Origin of the sequence: Sphingobium cloacae, assembly GCF_002355855.1 — a bacterium.
GTDB classification, from domain to species: Bacteria; Pseudomonadota; Alphaproteobacteria; order Sphingomonadales; family Sphingomonadaceae; genus Sphingobium; species Sphingobium cloacae.
On the sequence record NZ_AP017658.1, the window covers coordinates 92,260 to 108,910 of the forward strand.

Genomic DNA, 16,651 nt, shown 5'->3' on the forward strand with positions numbered 1-16,651 from the left:
GATCCCCGGCCAAGGCGGACAGGACGGCCCATCCACCGGCAGCGCAGCGCCGGGGAACCCCGAGACAAGGGGTGGTGCGGGCAGCCGTGGCACACGGCAACTCGGCCCGATGGCTTGCGGGTTGGATGGGCCGGACGGCCGGCTTAGGGGTCAGATGAGGAGAAGGACGGTGCGTCGCTTGGGCCATGACCGGAGCCCACCCAGCGAAACCGCCGATATTGCCGGCTTTGCCGAGCACGCCGGTCCGGCATCTCGCGGACCTTACGCCCGTGCCTTATCTGCCCGTCCCTTGAGCCGCAGGACGGGATTGTAGATCCTTCGCATGGCCACTCGCGGGCTCGACACGACGTCCGTTGCACGATCACGCGGAGGGGGAAGAGGAGGTACGCAAGGTGGCGGCGCCTGGCGTGGCTGGCCTCAGGCAGGCCGCCACGGCATCGAGGAGCTGCCCGGTCTCGCAAAGCACGGCGCCGATGTCGCAGGCATAGCCACCTGCCACCAGCGCGTCGATCCGATGCACGGCATAGGCCGGGCCGAGGCTCTTGATGAAATCGGCCAGCGGACGACCGGGCGCCGGCAGGCCTAGCTGCCGCGCCTCGTCGAGGGCGCGGACAAGGTCATGACGGATATCGCGGGCCAGCGCATCGTCCGTCCAGCCATGACCCAAAAGATGCGCCTTCAAACCCAGTTCGCAGGAGATCGCGAGCAAGTGCAGTGCCGGCGCAAGCGCAATAGGCGCGCCAATCTGCGCGCCGCGATGAAATTCGCGCGCTCGATCGAGAAACACGGCTGCAAGCACCGGATCGCCGGGCGCCGCCAATCTTTCGATCGCGCGCCAGCGGCGCGGCGTCAGCTGGCGGAGCCAGGAGGGACCGGCCTGGTTGCGAAGATGCCGTAAGTAAGCGCCATCGGCTTCGTCCACATCGCGGCCTGTCGACCATAAGGACAGCAGCTTCGCCTTCCAGTGGCGGCCATGCGCGGCGCGGAAGGCAAGGAGCGCGCACGCACTGGCGCGATCGGGCATGAACATGATGCGGAACCTCCGAAGGGAACAAGGGACGCATCCGCCCCGCCCCCTCCCCTCCGGCACCGGAATCCGCGAGATTGAGAAAAGCCGGCCGCCGAAGCGGCCGGCACGGCGGTCAGCCGCGAGATAAAGCCGCCGGCGGCGTTCCGAGCGGTCCGCGGCGATCGACGACATGGATGCCGCGCGCCTTGGCCTCGACCACCAGCCTTTCGGTGACGCCGTTGCCCTGGAAGGCAATGACGTAGCGCGGCTTGACCGAGAGCATCTGCTCGTTGCGCCGGAAGCCGGCACGATCGCCAAGCTTGCGATCAAGGCCGAACCGCAGCTGCTGGATGCCGTTCTGCTCGGCCCAGGATGCTGCAAGACGCTCGATGCCCTTCATGTCGCCGCCATGGACGAGATACATGTCGCCCACACGTTCGCGCACGGCCTTGAGGGTCCGCAGCAGATTGTCGGCAAACTGCTTGGCCTCGTCGTCGCTGGCGAAGCGAAGGCGCCCGCCGGCGAAGACCACGGGCGTGCCATGGACCATATTGGCATCGCGCACCCGCTCGCGCCGCGCCTGCAAATAGGCCCGGCCATCGACGATCGCAGCGGTCGTGCCGAGCGAGATGCGGTTGCCGGTCGCGGGCACCCAGGAGCGGCCGGTCTCATGCAGATAGTGGCGCGCCGCGGTGTCGCGCATCCCCTCATAGGCCTGGGCGGACTGCTCGACCTTGCGGGCGAGATCGATCTTGTCCTCGAGATCAGCGGTCGCGATCTCCGATCCGTCCTGCTCGGCGAGCAGGAGCCGGATCTCGTCGGTCAGGCGGTCGATCAGCTGATGCTTCTTGGCGGCCGCGCGGTGGAAGAGATTGACGAAGCCCCAGCCCAGATCCTCGATGTCGCGTTCGAGCGCGGTGAAGGGGAAGAGCGCGAAGAGATCGCTCCAGATGGCGCTGACGGTCTGTTCGAGCGCTTCGGCCGGCGGCGGCGCTTCCATCGAGCGTTGGTCGCCCATCAGGTCGAGATGGCCGAGTTCGAGTGCTTGGAGCACTGCTGAAAGGGAGCTGGTCATGAGGGATTGCCTTTCCGTGTCGCAGGGCCGGCGGCCTTCCCGCCGGATGCGCACCCTCCGGGCCATCGAAAAAGCGGCGGCGGCACCGCCGGGCAACGCCCAAGGGGAACCCGATAAGGTCCGGGTGGTGCGGGCAGGCGCGCCTCGGCGCGCCAACACGGCCGGAGCGTTCGGGTTGCCGCCGCCAGCGCGATGGCCCATGTGCCGCATCCTCTGGCGAAAGGCGCGAAGGCGCTGTCGCGTCAGGCATTCATGACGCAGAGGACCTTAAGAAGGGCACCCGCAACCCGATCTCCCGATACGCACAGGACGGCATGAAAGCGCGTCGCATCGGAAGAGCCCGGCCGTCAGGCCTTCGACCGTGAGGCCAGATCTTGGGCCGCGTCGCGCTTGGCGGCTGCCGCCTTGCGTTCCGAATAGCGGTCCACGAGTTGATCGGCATGGCGACGTGTCAGCACCGTGAAGCGCACCAGCTCCTCCATGACGTCGACGATCCGGTCATAATAGCTTGAGGCACTGAGACGGCCGTCCTCGTCGAACTCCTTGAACGCCATAGCAATGCTCGACTGGTTGGGGATGGTGAACATGCGCATCCACCGCCCGAGCAGCCGCAACGTGTTGACCGCGTTGAACGACTGCGATCCGCCCGAAACCTGCATGACGGCCAGGGTCCGGCCCTGGGTCGGACGCATGCCGCCGAATTCGAGCGGCAAATGGTCGATCTGCGCTTTCATGATGCCGGTGATCTGGCCGTGCCGTTCGGGACTGCACCAGACCATGCCCTCGGACCAAAGCGCATGCTCGCGAAGCTCATGCACCGCCGGGTGATCATCGTCCTTGATCTGGTCGGGGAGCGGGAGATCGGCCGGATCGAAGATCCGCACTTCGGCGCCGAAGAGGATGAGCAGCCGGGCCGCTTCCTCGACCGCGAAGCGACTGAACGACCGCTCGCGCAGCGAGCCGTAGAGGAGGAGGATGCGAGGTTTCGGCTCAAGCGCGCCGAGCCCGGCGGCGAGATCGGGCCGGATCATTGCACGGTCCAGCGCGGGCATGTGATCGGGTTCGGGAAGGATACGAAGACGCGACATCAGGCAATCCATTTGTACAAAAGGGCGGCGCTCGCCGGGCATAGCGATCGGAACTCGGCCGATTGCGCGATGACGGCAGGAACGTCGGTCCGTTCGGCTGTTTCATAGCCGTGACGGCGAAAGAAAGGCTCGGCGGTCGTGGTGAGCAGGTACAGGCTAGTCGCGCCCTCATCAGCTGCAGCGCGTTCGACTGCCGTGAGAATGGCACCGCCCAATCCGCATCCGCGCCGATCGGCCTTCACGACCAGCGAGCGCAGCAGGCGGTCGGAGCCGTCGCCTTCGATCCCGCCATAGCCGACAAGGCCAACATCATCCTCGAACCGAAAGAAGCGGCGTCCCGCCTCGGCGAGATCACTGGCAGGCAGACCCGCCGCGCTCAGCTCCGCCATCAGGTCGGAAAGCGACCTGGAATCCAGCAGTGTAGCGATCATGCAGGAACGCGTTGCTCGTACCAGGGCCGCGTCTTCTTGACGATGCTGACGACAGACAGCATTACCGGCACCTCGACCAGCACGCCCACCACGGTCGCGAGCGCGGCCCCGGAATTGAGGCCGAACAGGCTGATCGCGGCTGCAACCGCGAGCTCGAAGAAATTGGACGCGCCGATCAGCGCGGCCGGAGCGGCGACGCACCAGGCCACGCCGAAGCGCCGGCTGAGCCAATAGGCCAGGCCCGCATTGAAGTAGACCTGGATGAGGATGGGAATGGCAATCAGTGCGATGACCAGCGGATGAGCCAGGATCGCCGGGCCCTGGAAGCCGAACAGGAGGACGAGCGTCGTCAGCAGCGCAACCAGCGACACCGGCCCAAGCGTTGCCAGCAGCCGATCGAGCGCCGGCTGCCCGCCTGACGATAGCAACGCCCGACGAATGATCTGCGCGACGATGACGGGCACGACGATATAGAGCAGGACCGAGATGAGCAGCGTGTCCCAGGGCACTGTGATCGAGGCGACCCCGAGCAGCAGTCCGACCAGCGGTGCGAAGGCGAAGACCATGATCACGTCGTTGAGCGCCACCTGGCTCAGCGTATAGGTCGGCTCGCCGTCGCACAGGTTCGACCAGACGAACACCATCGCCGTGCAGGGGGCGGCGGCGAGCAGGATGAGCCCGGCGATATAGGCGTTGATCTCGCCCTGCGGCAGCAGCGGCCGGAAGAGCCATCCCAGGAACAGCGTGCCGAGCAGCGCCATTGAAAAGGGCTTCACCGCCCAGTTGATGAAGAGGGTGACGCCGACGCCCTTCCAGTGTTGGCGAACCGACCCCAACGCGCCGAGGTCGATCTTGAGCAGCATGGGGACGATCATCAGCCAGATCAGCACAGCCACGACCAGGTTCACGCGCGCGATCTCAGCCGATGCGATGGCTGCGAACAGATTCGGCAGCGAATAGCCGAGCGCGATGCCGACAGCGATGCAGAGCGCCACCCAGACGCTCAAATAGCGTTCGAAGCTGTTGATCGCCGGCTTGGGTCGTGCCGCAACGGTCGCGTTCACGCCCCGATCCTCTTGCCGGCGGCGTCGATGACCTGCTCGCCATCTTCCTTGGTGAAAGCCCCGCGCTGGGCGGACGGGAGAAGATCGAGCACCTCTTCCGATGGACGGCAGAGTTTCACGCCGAGCGGCGACACAACGATTGGCCGGTTGATGAGGATCGGATGTTCGATCATCGCATCAATGAGCTGGTCATCGCTGAGCGTCGGATCGGCAAGACCCAGCTCGGCGAAGGGCGTGCCCTTCTCGCGGAGCAACTGGCGTGCGCTGATGCCCATGCGGGCGATGAGCGAAACCAGGCGCGGGCGGTTGGGCGGCGTCTTGAGATATTCGATCACATGCGGCTCGATCCCGGCGTTGCGGATCATCGCCAGCGTGTTGCGCGACGTCCCACACTCGGGATTGTGATAGATGACGATATCGATTGCGGCATTGCTCATGCGCTGGGTGCCTTTTCGCTTGGGAGGTCGGCGCGGCCCTGTTCCTTGCCGATCCGGTTCAGCCGGTTCTGTAGACTCATCTTGTCGAGGCCTTCGAACGGCAGGTTGGTGAACAGCGAGATGCGATTGAACAGCATCCTGTAAGTATCGAAGAAGGCCGCGTGCTGCACCGTTTCGCTGTCCTCGATAGCGGCCGGATCGGGCACCCCCCAATTGGCGGTCAGCGGCTGCCCCGGCCAAACCGGGCAAAGCTCATTGGCGGCATTGTCGCAAACGGTGAACACGAAATCCAAGGACGGCGCATCGGGGCCGGAAAACTCTTCCCAGCTCTTCGAGCGGAACCGGCTTGCGTCGTAGTTCAGCTTCTCCAAGAGATGAATGGTGAACGGATGGACCTCGCCCTTGGGCTGGCTGCCGGCGCTGAACGATTTGAAACGGCCTAGCCCCTCACGGCTGAGGATCGCCTCGGCCATGATGGAACGGGCGGAATTGCCCGTGCAAAGAAACAGTACGTTCAACAGGCGATCCGTCATGTTGATGTCCTTTCAGGCAGCACGACAGGCAAGCAGTTCATCCGCAAGTGGATGGCAGAGCTCGGCCCGGCCACCACAGCAGTCCTTGACGAGGAACAGCATCACGGAGCGTAGCGCATCGAGATCGGCGCGGTAGTTGATGATCCGGCTGCGCCGCTCGGATGTGACCAGGCCGGCACGCGCCAGGGTCGCCAAATGCACCGACATCGTGTTCTGCGGGACATCCAGCGCCTTGGCGACCTCGCCGGCGGGAAGGCCTTCGGGTTCGTGACGCACCAGAAGGCGGAAGGCGTCGAGGCGCGTGGCTTGGGCAAGCGCGCCCAACGCGACGATGACAGATTCGTTATCCATATATCCACGATAGCGGATATATGGATATATTGCAATCGGCGACATGGCGAGATCAAGCAGCCGCCTGCTCGTCCAGATCATCCTCGCAAGCGAGATCGGTTGCCCGCAGCAGAAACCCGGCGGCTTCCTCGGCTCGCGCAGCCGCCGTCAGCAATGCGCGATTATCCTTGCGCAAAATGGCGAGCCAGGATCCGATATAAGCCGCGTGGTCGTCGAGATGGGTGGTTGGGAGACCCACATCGGCGCCAACCAGCGCTGCTGTCAGTTCGGCGACCAACTCCTCGAACGCATATGCCTGATCGCCGAAGCGCTTCCCGAACGATCGGGCAAGCCGGGCTGGATGGCCTGTCCAGTGGCCGGCCTCATGCGCAATGGTGGCTGCCCAGGCGGCGCGCGTGTCGAATTGCTCGACCGGCGGCATGGTGATGACGTCCGCGCGCAGATCATAATAAGCACGATCGCCGCCGCATCGCAGCCGCGCGGGCAGCCGATCGACGAAGCGCTCCGCCCGCGGACCGAGCCGGTCGCCCGGCGGGACGAGGGAGAGGGCTTCGGGATAGAAATCGCCCGGCAGTGTATCGATCTGATCGGCATTGAAGACCGCATAGGACCGCATGACCCGGCGCTGCTCATCGACGAGCTCACCCGGACGTTCGTAGGAATCGACCTTCTTCGAATAGGCTTTGTAGAAGATCGCAAATTGCGACTGCTCACCGGCACGGACCTGCCCGCCGAGGCTTTGTGCTTGCCGATAGGTCATCCAGTAGCGGGACCGATAGCCGCACTGCTCGGCGGCCAGCCATAGCCAAAAGGTGTTCATGCCGCGATAGGGCTCGCCATTGGCGCGCAGCGGGCGCCCTTGCGCGGCGCATGATCGCCAGGGCCGTACCCAGGGACGCACACCGGCCTCGAGCCGGTCGATGATGGCGCGCGTGATGGTCTCGGCCGGCGAGGGCCGGCCCGATGATTGGGTCATGGTGGATACTCCGCGAAAGAGCGGCTGTCTCAGCGCCGCCGATGAAGGGCGGCGGGCGACACGAAAGCGCCGCCCGCCGTTAGGCGTTCGCCTCAGGCGGCCTGTTCGAAGTCGCCAGCATCGCCATCGGGGGCGATCTCCCCTGCCCCGCCGTCGCTGTCGTCTTCATCGCTGAGGAAAGCGGAATAGCTCCGGAAGCTTTCGGGCTTTTCGATCGCGCCGAACCGCATCTCGTCGGGCAGCCAGGAGAGCGCCTTTTCCCGGACTTCGGCCTCGACGATGCCCTGCCCCGAACAGAGCGCAGCGCAGGCATTGGCAAGGTCACCCTTCTTGGCGTCCTTGTATCGGCCGCGCAGCACCGGCCCGCCGATCTCGTCGAGCGCTTCGAGCATGACGTCCTTCTTCACCCGCCCGAAAAAGTTCTGGGCATCGGGCCGCCACCATTGCGCGACATCAATGTCGAGCAGCCGTCCGAGATGATCGTGGAAGCCGTTGCGGCGCCCGCCATCGTCGACGTTGAGTGTCGGCTCCAGCGTCTGCGCCATGACATGGGCGAGCCAATCGGCGCGCGCCTGTTCATCCAGTTGCCGGAAGGCATCGAAGCGGGACGACAGCGTGTTCCCGCCTGCCCAGCTCACATCGAGCGCCTGGCGCTGTTCGGTCAGGACATTGCTCGCCGCGCTACCTTCATCGCGGAAGCTGACGATCGGGAAGCTCGCGGCGGCGGCCTGCAACGTCGCGTGGTCCCGGACATAGCTGCTGGCGAACACCGTCCGGTGCGCCATCAGGAATATCGTGAGATCGAGCGCGAACCCGGCATCCGAGGCGACATGGGCTGCCAGGATCTGCCGGCGCTGGGTCGCGAGTTCGTCAACCAGCGTCGCGCTGAGCCGGGAGGCCGCGACCTTGCCGGACGGTGCTTCGGGTTCTGCATCCTCGCCCGCCTGCCGGATGGCGCGCTCGCTGAACATGCGGCTGTGCACCCGCGGACTGCCATCGGGCGCCAGATAGATGAAGGTGCCCAGCTGGTCCTTGATCGCATCATCGACCATCGTGCGCGACGCCTCGATCGTATCGAGTTCCCGCTCGATGTCGGCGAGACGCGCCGAAGCCGCCTCGGCCTCGGGCGTGCCGTCCTCGAGTTCGGTCTCAAGTTCGCGGATGAGCGCGTCGCCCTCATCCGAGAGACTATCGACGCGCTCCTGCTCGTCCCCGCTCAATTCGCGCAGCGGCGGATGATATTCGTGGAGCTGGCACTCCGTATCATAGGGCACATGCGTCGCGAGAACCGGCGTCACGAACGCCAGCTTCTGTTCGGCAGCGAGCGCTTCCGCGGCCGCTTCAAGCTTCTGGGCGGCCAGCTGCTCGATGAGCTCCACGTCGATCCAGCTCTCGTCCACATCTTCACCGAACAGGTCGCGCTCGATCCGGCCGCCCGCGCCGACATAGGCCTCGCGGCCGACGAACCGTGCCTTGGCGTCGGTCGCCTTGACCGTTCCGTTGAGGAGCGCACGGCGGATATTGTCGGGATTGTCGCCATAATAGGACCGGCTCATGCTCTCGAACACGCGCGCCTGGCGATCGACGTCGGGCGTGACGGCATAAGCCTGGGCGACCCCCAGCGTGATCTCGCCCGCCGCCAGCGCCGCGAATACGAGAGGAGCCAGTTCGGCAAGCCGTACCCGCTGCTCAACGAAGCGGGTCGTGACGCCGAAACGTTTCGCCACATCCTCGGCACTCGCGCCCTTGTCGAGGAAGTGCTTGAAAGCCGAGCACTCATCCGCCGGGTTCATCGCGACGCGGTGGAAATTCTCGGCAAGGCTCGCTTCGGCCGATCCAGCATCATCCTCGAGCACCAGCACCTGAACCTCATGGTCCCCGGCAAGCCGACCTGAATCGATCAGCCGCTGGAGCGCCCGCAAGCGGCGGCCACCCGCCTTGACGGTGAAATGTCCTGCCTTCTTGAGCGGCGTGACCACGAGATTCTGCAACAGGCCATGCGCGGCGATATTGTCGGCGAGGCTGTCGAGGTCGGCATCGCGATTGGATTTGCGGACATTGTCCTTCGAGAGCGAGAGGTTCTTGACCTTCACGGACTGGATCATCGGTTGTCTCCTTCGAGGGTTGCGCCGACCTCGTCGGCCGGCTTGAGCCACTCAGGCCCACCCGGCCGAAGGCCCCCTCCCCTCTCTTCGGTCGCTTGGCGCGGCCGCGGGTCAGTCCGTGATCCTGGCGAGGATCTCGAGGGCGCGGCTCGGGGGAACGAACAGCCGCGTGCGGTGCTGGATGATCTCGGTGAAGCAGCCCGCCGCCTTGAGATGCGGCAGCGCCTCGGGCTTCCAGTCCAGCAATTCGAGGCGTTGATCGCCGGCGACCAAGGCGCGCTTCAGCCGCAGCGCTCCGATCGGCATGATCTCGCCCGAGGTGCGGACGTGCTCGACCCGCGCGCCGAGGTCGATCTCGACATGGGCCGCGATGCCGAATGCGCTGGCAATCCGCTCAACCAGCGGCGCCGGAATAAGACGCCCGAGAAGCGACTGGCCGTCATCGCTCGTCAGCCGCCAGACCTGGACATGATCGTCGGGCAGCTTGCCCCACACCGGAAGCAGCAGGCCAGTGACCAGATAGATGATCTGCGTGCGCGTCTGCGCCGCCATTGCGTCGCATTCGGCCTGCCAGGCTTCGTCGAAGCTCGCCCGGTCCACGTCGGTCCAATGGGTTTCGGCGAAGAGGTCCTGCCGGTGCCGTTCGGTGCGCGTCGGCCGCACCAGCTCATAGCGGCGCACGGTCCGCCCCTCTTCGTCCGTCAGCGAGAAGGTCGGCCGGCAAATGGCGGCCTTGCCGGAACGCGGGTTGATCAACCCGCGCGCTTCCGGGTCGGCCAGAAGCCAATGCGCTCGCTCCAGGGTCAGCGGCCGATATCGCTCCTCGGTTTCGATACGCAGGATCTCGGTTTCGGCGCCGCTCACGGGATCGCGCCGGATCACCGTCCGGTCGAGGATCGAAATACGGTCGGCCGCGATCGTTTCGACGCCAAGATCGAGGGTGCCGGCCTCGCGTGCCTTTTCCACCCGTGCTTCGATCAAGCCGAGATATTCGTCGAAGATCGCGTTCTGCAGGTCGATGCGCAGCGCCAGGATGCGGTTCAACCACCGCTGGATCGTGGGCAAGGTCTCGGTGAGCCCCCCGCCCTCCCCGGCCAGGTTCAAACCGGTGAGCGCCTGGAACTGATCGAAGTGGACCGATTGGAGTTTTGCCTGGAACAGCAGGCGAAACCACTGGTCGAGCGATTCCCGCGCGAAGTCGGACTCCAGATTGTCGCGGGGGTCGAAAAGTCCCTGCCCGCCGGTCTGGCGTTGGCCACGGGTCAGCGCGCCCAGGCTGTCGAGGCGCCGGGCGATGGTCGAGATGAACCGCCGTTCGCCACGGCAATCGGTGGAAACGGGCCGAAACAAGGGCGGGCAGGCTTGGTGGGTGCGGTGCGTGCGGCCCAGCCCCTGGATCGCCGCGTCCGCGCGCCAACCGGGCTCGAGGAGATAGTGAATGCGGCGGCTCTGATTGGGCGCGTCGAGGCTGGCGTGGTAACTCCGCCCCGTGCCGCCGGCGTCGGAGAAGATCAGGATGCGCTTTTCGCCGCGCATGAAGATGTCGGTCTCCGCGAGGTTCGTGCGCGCGCTGCGCCGTTCGATCCGCTGACGGCCGTCGGCATCGACGACGATCCGCCGGCTGCGGCCCGTCACCTCGGCCACAGCCTCCGTCCCGAAATGCCCGATTATGTGATCGAGCGCCGAGCCGACGACCGGCAGCGCACAGAGTTGCTCGAGGAGCTGGTCGCGCATGGCCATCGCTTCCCGGCACAGCACGGGCTGCCCGGCCTCGTCGATCATCGGTTCCGAGCGCACCGTGCCGCTATCGTCGGTATAGGTGCGCATCTGGCGCACGGGAAAGGCCGCGGTCAGATAATCGACCAGGAATTCGCGCGGGGACAGCTCGATATCGAGCCAGGCGCGCTCCTCGGGGGACAGGTCGGCAAGGGCACGATCGAGCATCGCTTCCGAGGTCGACACGAGCTGGACGACGGCGCAGTCGCCGCGCGCGAGATCGGCGGCGATCGCCGGGATCAGCGAGGGCAGCTTCATCGACAGCAGGATCTGGCCGAAGAAGCGTTGCTTGGTCGATTCGAAGATCGACAATGCCGCGGCCTTCGCGCCGCTATTATAGGTGGCACCGCTGAAGCCGTCGGTGACGCGCGTGGCGGCGAGCGCGGCCTGCAGATTGTTGTGAATGATCGCCCAGGCATCGGCATAGGCATTGTAGACGGCGATCTGTTCTTCGCTGAGCCGATGCTCGAGGATGTCATATTCGACGCCGGCGAAGCTGAGCGCCCGCGCGGCATAGAGGCCCTGCGCTTTGAGGTCGCGGGCGATCAACTCCATCGCCGCGATGCCGCCTCGGCGCAGGGATTCCACGAAGGCCCGCCGGTCGGCGAAGGCCGTCTGCGGTCCCCACAATCCGAGGCGTGTCGCATAGGCAAGATTGTTGACATCCGAGGCGCCCGTCGCCGAGGCGTAGAGAATCCGGGCGCGCGGAGCGAGATTTTGCAGGCGGACGCCGGCAATGCCCTGCTCGGACCCTTTCGTGGCGCCGAACCGGCCCTCGCCGCCGGCCACCCCGGCCATTTCATGCGCCTCGTCGAAAACGATGACGCCGCTGAAATCCTCACCCATCCATTCGATCAGCTGGCGCAGCCGCGTGCCCCTGTCGCCGCGGTTGGAGCGCAGGGTGGCATAGGTCAGGAAGAGGATCCCATCGCCCAGCGCGATCGGGGTGCCGAGCTTCCACTGGTTGAGATGCTGGATGTCGAGCGGCAAGCCGCCAAGCGCCGACCAGTCCCGGCGAGCGTCTTCGACCAGCGTCTCGCTCTTGGATATCCAGAGGTGGCGGCGGTTGCCACGCAACCACTGGTCGAGGATGACGCCTGCCACCTGCCGCCCCTTGCCGGCGCCCGTGCCATCGCCAAGGAAAAAGCCGGTCCGATAGGCGTTACCGGCCTCTGCCGGCGACAGCGAAAGACCCTCCTCGCTGGATATGAACCGCCCGGGAAGATCGCGCTCGAACGCCGCGCCAGCGTAGATCAGCGTTTCGAGCTGCGCGTCCGAGAGCAGGCCGTCGTCCAGGATCCTGGCCGGCAGCACGGGTTCATAAGCGACCGGGGGTGCGGCAATCGATCCCATTGCCTGCGATTCGACCAGCGCGCTTGGGTGCTCACGAGCATCGGCAATCAGCAGACGGCTCGGCCGATAGGGCAGGTAAATCCCTTGCGGTTCGCCCGCGGGTGCGGGCGCGTCGAGACGGTGATAGGCGACCGCGCGGGTCGTGGGCAGGGTCACCGCCGCACGCGAGCAGACGGGGCGGGTCCGCCGCGTGAGGCCCCGGAACAATCCGCTGGGGCGGGAGATCGGCTGCGGCTGCGGCGCGCATGGGGTCGCCATCGCATCGATGGCCGCAAGCGCAGCGCCGAGCGTCGTGCAGGTCTGGCGCGGGACCGAGCCCCCTGCCCCGTCCTTTTCGAGGAGTATGAGCTGGACTGCCTGGCCGGTGCCGTGCTTGGCATAGGCATCGGGCGGCAGGTCGAGATGCAGCCGGGCATGCGCGCCCGCAGTGGCGTGCAGCCAATCCGCGTCCTCCGTCTCGATGCGGTCGGGGAGAATAACGGCGCAGCGCCCGCCTGGAGCAAGCCGCAACAGCGCGGAGCGCAAATGGCGAAGCGCGGCATGGCGATCGCGCGCGCGCCCCTGGCTTCGCGAGAAGGGCGGATTGAGGAGCACGACGCTCGGCACCAGTTGCGGATCGAGCATATCGTCGATCAGTTCGCCATCATGCGTGCTCAGCCTGCCTTCGGGAAAGGCGTGACGCAGCAAACGCGTGCGCCAGGCATCGATATCATTGAGAAGGAGGCGCGCGCCGGCGAGATGGGCGTGTACGGCCAGGAGGCCGGTCCCGGCCGAGGGCTCGAGCACGATATCGTGTGCCGTGATCGCGGCTGCCTTGGCGGCAAGGAAGCCGATCGGCGCCGGTGTCGAGAATTGCTGGAACGCGATCTGCGTTTCGCTACGCACGCTTTGCGTGGGAAGCGCCGCCGTCATAGCGATCAGCTGGGCGAGCCGCGCATTCGCATCTGCCGGGAGCGTCGCGTTCTTCAGATGGAGGACCTGCGCGAGTTCGAGCACATCGTAGGCGTCGCGCAATGACCACAGGCCATCGGCGCTCGAGCCACCGAAAGCGGAGGTCATTTCGGCAAGGAGGTCGTTACGTGCAACCGGACATCCTTCGGACAGCCGGTCGGCTATGCCTTGAGCAGCGGTACGGGCGGGATCATCGAGCGGCAGCGTGAGCGCGAGGGGGTGTGTGGCCATGGGGCATCTCCAGGTCTGACACCTGGCATCAGCGCCAGGTCATCAGCCGGAAGGCTCCCTCCCCTTTCAGGCCGCCTCGGCGGCCCGGCGGACACGCCAAGCATCATTCCAGTCCGCGTGCCGTTCCGGCAGCCGGAGCACCAGTTCGCGTCCATTGGCTGTGAGATGGGGGCGGGCTTTTTTGAGCATGGCGGCAGCGGCGGCACCGCGATCGCCATAGACGATGATACGCTTGACCCGTTCGGGGATGGCGACAAGCCCAAGGCGTTCGACCCCGCCCAGCGCCCAGGTGGGCGTTCCGAACCAGGCCATTGCTGAAAGGGCGTCCTCGATGCCTTCGGCAAGGCCAAGCTCCTCGCCGGCCGGCGCCAGACGAATGGCCGCGTCGCCGAGAAGGCCAAGGGCAATCTTCGGCTTTGGCATGGGTTTGTGCAGGATGTCGGCGAGATCGAGGCAGGTCCGCTGGACGGCGACAACCCCCAGATCATTCTCGACCGCGGCGATCATCGCCGGAAAGAACCGGCGGCGCTCACCGGCCCCGACGATGGTGCGCGGGTTGTAGCGCAGGCAACGCGGATAGGGAGGCGGCAGACCGCGCGCCGCCAGATAATCGGCCGCTGGAGATCCGGCGATGGGCTGGCTCGCCTTCCATAGGCGAAGTGCAAGAGCGCGATGGTCCGCGGCCGCCTTCGGGCGCGGCATTGTGAGCGGCTCCGCATCGTGAAGTTTGCGCCGGCGCAAAGCAGCCAGAACATCGCGCGTGTCGCAGCCGGCAAAGCAGTGGAACAGGATCGCCCGCTCGCCCAGGCGTACCGACAGGCTGGGACCATGATCGTTATGTGCCGGGCACCGGCATTCGCCGCGCGTACCGCGCCAGATCCCACCCAGGGCTTCGACAATGGCTTTGGCGCGATGGGGAGCAGCTATGGGCATCGACTAATCCTCGGAAGTGGTGGAGCGCCGCTGCTGATTGCGCCCTCCCCTCCCCGATATTTCACCCCGGCATGCCTTTGGGTGCCAGGATCCCGAATTCCTCGACGATGCGATCGGTTGTGTAGTGCGTCGCGCCGTCGCGTTCATAGGAGTTGTCCTTGAGCCGTCCGGCTATGCGCACGAGATCCCCGACTTGAGCCCGGTCGGCGATATGTTTTCGCTGGCCTTCGCTGAAGACGCTCACGCGGTTCCAGTGGCTGTCTTCCTGCCATTCGTTATCGTCACCCTTGCGGCGATAATTCGCGCAGACCGACAGCAGGGTGACTTTCGGCCGCGCGTCGATTTCCCCGATCCGGCCGATGATCTCGAACTTGGCGAAGTTGATCATGCACCCTCCATGCGCAAGGTCATTTGGCCGGCAGCCTATCGTAGGCGGCTAACTTCGCGTATCCCTCCAGGCGGGGGGATTGAACGATTGCATCAGGCGCGACGCCGATCTCTTTCTCAAAATAAAAAGAATCAAAACGCCGCTGCTCGCAGCGGAAGCTTTTCCGATTCAAAAGGATTCAGATTCAGGAGGCCGAAAGCACAGCATTTCTGCGGGTTTGAGCAAGCTTATCCTGACCGGACGGGGGATTTTGCCTGCCCTTCCGGGGGCGCTTCCCTGACCGATCGGGGGATGCAACCTGACCTGCTGGGGCCTTCCTGACCGTATGGGGGACAGCTTCCTGCTGGAGTGATTCGCTCGCCATAGCGTTCGTCAGGGACTTTCTTCGGCGTCCGCGCTGCCGTTTGCGCGGGTCCGGGCGCTTGGAAACGCGACTCGCCGCACTTCCTCATGGTTTGCTGCTTCGGAGCGAAGTTCCATCCTGACCTCTTGGGGGCCGAATCCGGTGTCTATCCTGCCCTGACTTGACGCGTAAGGACAGGTCAGGCAGATTTTCTCCCACGCTGGACGAATCGGCGCAGACTTCATGGCATGGATGACGAGCAAGCCCTAGATCACGCTGTAACGCCCTCCCCCACCGGCGATGACGCTTCTCCGGGACGGGCGATGCGGGTGGCTGCCGCCCTGCAGGCAAAGGGCGGTGACGAGTTCGCCAAGCCCGGCAGCATCGTCGAGGTCAAGTTCGTCAAAGGCCAGTCGCTTAGCCTGACTGCTTCGCGTTTGCTTGCGCTGATGATTTTGACCGCGGGCGGTGATGCCTGGGAGGACCGCCCGCACAAGATGCGAAAGGCGGACATTCGCCGCGGCCACAAGGGCAATGAGCGCATCTCGGATATGCTTGAGGAATTGCACCGCACGCTTTTCGCGGTCGACGACAAGTCCTGGCGCGGCAAGAAGGCGACGCTGCGCTTTTCGCTTATCTCGTCGTCGCGCGAAGAAGCGGAAGACGAAGAGGGCGCGGACGCTGGGTGGATCGAGTGGGAGTTCACGCCCGAAGCCCGAAAGCTGATCCAGGAATCGGAGACCTATGCGGTCCTGAACCGCCAGGCGGTGCTCGGCTTCCGATCAACCTATGCGCTCAAGCTGTACGAGATCGGGGCGCTGAGGCTGCATAGGCGCCAGTCGCTCTGGAAGGGCGACATGACGGCGCTGCGTGCGCTGCTCGGCATCGCGCCGGACGTCTACAAGGATTTCGCGCAGCTGCGCCGCAAAGTTCTCGAAAAGGCGAAGGCCGAAATCGACCAGCTCGCCCATTTTCGCGTGGAGTGGCGGGAGATCCGCCAGGGCAGAACTGTCACCGAAATCGAATTCCGCTTTGAGCCCAAGGATGCTCCGGCCCAAATCGCGACCGTGGATGAGATCGGTCGGCACTCTGCGGGCAGAAAGGCGCGGCGCGAGGACGAGGTGGAGACCGTTGCCGTCGAGGCTGTCACACAGGCGGCGGTGGCGGCCTTGGTGTCAAAGGATAAGGCTGGGGCAGGGGAGGTCACCTTCCCGAACGGCACGATCCGCTTTGGCTCGGACACGCTCGCGGCCATCGGCCGTTCGGCTGGCGGCGGTTGGGACATCGATCTCATTGCCGATGCCTATCGCGCGCAGATGGGCGAAAGGCTGGCGAAGCTCAAGGGCGCCAAGCTGATCGCATCCTGGACCGGCTTCTGCGAGAGTTTCCTGGCACGACGCGGGCGCCCCTGAGCCGAAATTGCACCGGTGCAATTTCGGGGTGAACTGCCCCCAAGGGGTCAGGTTGCGAGGGGGCGCAAAAGGTCTGCGGCGCAGATTGGGCAAGTTTCGCCCTTCGGGCTGGGCCGACTTGCGAAAATCAGCCTTCGATTGACCTAAAAGTGCAAATTGAGCTATGCCCCCTCTAGTTTCGCAAGGGGGCCTCTC

At 65.4% G+C, this 16,651-nt stretch carries 15 protein-coding genes; 2 read left to right on the forward strand and 13 right to left on the reverse strand.

Features of this window, described 5'->3' with window-relative positions:
* Nucleotides 1-361: 361 nt before the first annotated feature.
* The 13 genes from SCLO_RS21835 to SCLO_RS21895 form a co-directional block, all read right to left on the reverse strand.
* Nucleotides 362-1,030 carry a hypothetical protein gene (locus SCLO_RS21835; protein ID WP_007688068.1) on the reverse strand — a complete coding sequence of 223 codons (669 nt, stop codon included), beginning with the start codon at nt 1,028-1,030 and terminating at the stop codon, nt 362-364.
* A 112-nt stretch (nt 1,031-1,142) separates the two neighbouring features.
* Nucleotides 1,143-2,084 (reverse strand): DUF2493 domain-containing protein, encoded by a 942-nt coding sequence (locus SCLO_RS21840; RefSeq protein ID WP_007688069.1) that lies wholly within the window; start codon nt 2,082-2,084, stop codon nt 1,143-1,145.
* A gap of 347 nt (nt 2,085-2,431) precedes the next feature.
* The gene (arsH, locus tag SCLO_RS21845) at nt 2,432-3,172 is read right to left on the reverse strand and encodes an arsenical resistance protein ArsH (RefSeq protein WP_007688070.1); all 741 of its coding nucleotides are present in this window, start codon (nt 3,170-3,172) and stop codon (nt 2,432-2,434) included.
* Entirely contained in the window at nt 3,172-3,603 is a 432-nt protein-coding gene (gene arsN2 / locus SCLO_RS21850) for an arsenic resistance N-acetyltransferase ArsN2 (RefSeq protein ID WP_007688071.1), read from the reverse strand. Before arsN2 ends, arsH begins: the two co-directional genes overlap by 1 nt.
* Entirely contained in the window at nt 3,600-4,667 is a 1,068-nt protein-coding gene (arsB, locus tag SCLO_RS21855; RefSeq protein ID WP_007688072.1) for an ACR3 family arsenite efflux transporter, read from the reverse strand. The genes arsN2 and arsB overlap by 4 nt, the downstream gene beginning before the upstream one ends.
* The gene (gene arsC, locus SCLO_RS21860; RefSeq protein ID WP_007688073.1) at nt 4,664-5,104 is read right to left on the reverse strand and encodes an arsenate reductase (glutaredoxin); all 441 of its coding nucleotides are present in this window, start codon (nt 5,102-5,104) and stop codon (nt 4,664-4,666) included. Before arsC ends, arsB begins: the two co-directional genes overlap by 4 nt.
* The gene (locus SCLO_RS21865) at nt 5,101-5,637 is read right to left on the reverse strand and encodes an arsenate reductase ArsC (RefSeq protein WP_007688074.1); all 537 of its coding nucleotides are present in this window, start codon (nt 5,635-5,637) and stop codon (nt 5,101-5,103) included. Before SCLO_RS21865 ends, arsC begins: the two co-directional genes overlap by 4 nt.
* A 12-nt stretch (nt 5,638-5,649) precedes the next feature.
* Nucleotides 5,650-5,988 (reverse strand): ArsR/SmtB family transcription factor, encoded by a 339-nt coding sequence (locus SCLO_RS21870; protein WP_013849891.1) that lies wholly within the window; start codon nt 5,986-5,988, stop codon nt 5,650-5,652.
* Nucleotides 5,989-6,040: 52 nt separating this feature from the next.
* Complete coding sequence (locus SCLO_RS21875; RefSeq protein ID WP_007688077.1) at nt 6,041-6,964, reverse strand: ArdC family protein; 924 nt, start codon at nt 6,962-6,964, stop codon at nt 6,041-6,043.
* Nucleotides 6,965-7,056: 92 nt separating this feature from the next.
* Nucleotides 7,057-9,069 (reverse strand): ParB/RepB/Spo0J family partition protein, encoded by a 2,013-nt coding sequence (locus tag SCLO_RS21880; RefSeq protein ID WP_007688079.1) that lies wholly within the window; start codon nt 9,067-9,069, stop codon nt 7,057-7,059.
* A gap of 111 nt (nt 9,070-9,180) precedes the next feature.
* On the reverse strand, nt 9,181-13,380 hold the full coding sequence (locus SCLO_RS21885) for a strawberry notch-like NTP hydrolase domain-containing protein (protein WP_013041753.1): 4,200 nt from the start codon (nt 13,378-13,380) through the stop codon (nt 9,181-9,183).
* 66 nt (nt 13,381-13,446) lie between these two features.
* Nucleotides 13,447-14,313 carry a DUF7146 domain-containing protein gene (locus SCLO_RS21890; RefSeq protein ID WP_007688081.1) on the reverse strand — a complete coding sequence of 289 codons (867 nt, stop codon included), beginning with the start codon at nt 14,311-14,313 and terminating at the stop codon, nt 13,447-13,449.
* A 61-nt stretch (nt 14,314-14,374) separates the two neighbouring features.
* Nucleotides 14,375-14,701, reverse strand: a complete 327-nt coding sequence (locus SCLO_RS21895; protein ID WP_007688082.1) for a single-stranded DNA-binding protein — start codon at nt 14,699-14,701, stop codon at nt 14,375-14,377.
* Nucleotides 14,702-14,780: 79 nt separating this feature from the next.
* Here SCLO_RS21895 and SCLO_RS21900 point away from each other — a divergent pair, with 79 nt between their 5' ends.
* Both SCLO_RS21900 and SCLO_RS21905 read left to right on the forward strand, forming a co-directional pair.
* Nucleotides 14,781-14,981 carry a hypothetical protein gene (locus tag SCLO_RS21900; RefSeq protein ID WP_013041755.1) on the forward strand — a complete coding sequence of 67 codons (201 nt, stop codon included), beginning with the start codon at nt 14,781-14,783 and terminating at the stop codon, nt 14,979-14,981.
* A gap of 386 nt (nt 14,982-15,367) precedes the next feature.
* The gene (locus tag SCLO_RS21905) at nt 15,368-16,456 is read left to right on the forward strand and encodes a replication initiation protein (protein ID WP_007688083.1); all 1,089 of its coding nucleotides are present in this window, start codon (nt 15,368-15,370) and stop codon (nt 16,454-16,456) included.
* Nucleotides 16,457-16,651 lie beyond the last annotated feature (195 nt).

Excerpts from the sequence above, each read along its gene's own strand:
- SCLO_RS21835 (WP_007688068.1), bottom strand. The coding sequence starts at position 1,030 with ATGTTCATGCCCGATCGCGCCAGTGCGTGCGCGCTCCTTGCCTTCCGC.
- SCLO_RS21840 (WP_007688069.1), bottom strand. The coding sequence starts at position 2,084 with ATGACCAGCTCCCTTTCAGCAGTGCTCCAAGCACTCGAACTCGGCCAT.
- arsH (WP_007688070.1), bottom strand. The coding sequence starts at position 3,172 with ATGTCGCGTCTTCGTATCCTTCCCGAACCCGATCACATGCCCGCGCTG.
- arsN2 (WP_007688071.1), bottom strand. The coding sequence starts at position 3,603 with ATGATCGCTACACTGCTGGATTCCAGGTCGCTTTCCGACCTGATGGCG.
- arsC (WP_007688073.1), bottom strand. The coding sequence starts at position 5,104 with ATGAGCAATGCCGCAATCGATATCGTCATCTATCACAATCCCGAGTGT.
- SCLO_RS21865 (WP_007688074.1), bottom strand. The coding sequence starts at position 5,637 with ATGACGGATCGCCTGTTGAACGTACTGTTTCTTTGCACGGGCAATTCC.
- SCLO_RS21870 (WP_013849891.1), bottom strand. The coding sequence starts at position 5,988 with ATGGATAACGAATCTGTCATCGTCGCGTTGGGCGCGCTTGCCCAAGCC.
- SCLO_RS21875 (WP_007688077.1), bottom strand. The coding sequence starts at position 6,964 with ATGACCCAATCATCGGGCCGGCCCTCGCCGGCCGAGACCATCACGCGC.
- SCLO_RS21880 (WP_007688079.1), bottom strand. The coding sequence starts at position 9,069 with ATGATCCAGTCCGTGAAGGTCAAGAACCTCTCGCTCTCGAAGGACAAT.
- SCLO_RS21885 (WP_013041753.1), bottom strand. The coding sequence starts at position 13,380 with ATGGCCACACACCCCCTCGCGCTCACGCTGCCGCTCGATGATCCCGCC.
- SCLO_RS21890 (WP_007688081.1), bottom strand. The coding sequence starts at position 14,313 with ATGCCCATAGCTGCTCCCCATCGCGCCAAAGCCATTGTCGAAGCCCTG.
- SCLO_RS21895 (WP_007688082.1), bottom strand. The coding sequence starts at position 14,701 with ATGATCAACTTCGCCAAGTTCGAGATCATCGGCCGGATCGGGGAAATC.
- SCLO_RS21905 (WP_007688083.1), top strand. The coding sequence starts at position 15,368 with ATGCGGGTGGCTGCCGCCCTGCAGGCAAAGGGCGGTGACGAGTTCGCC.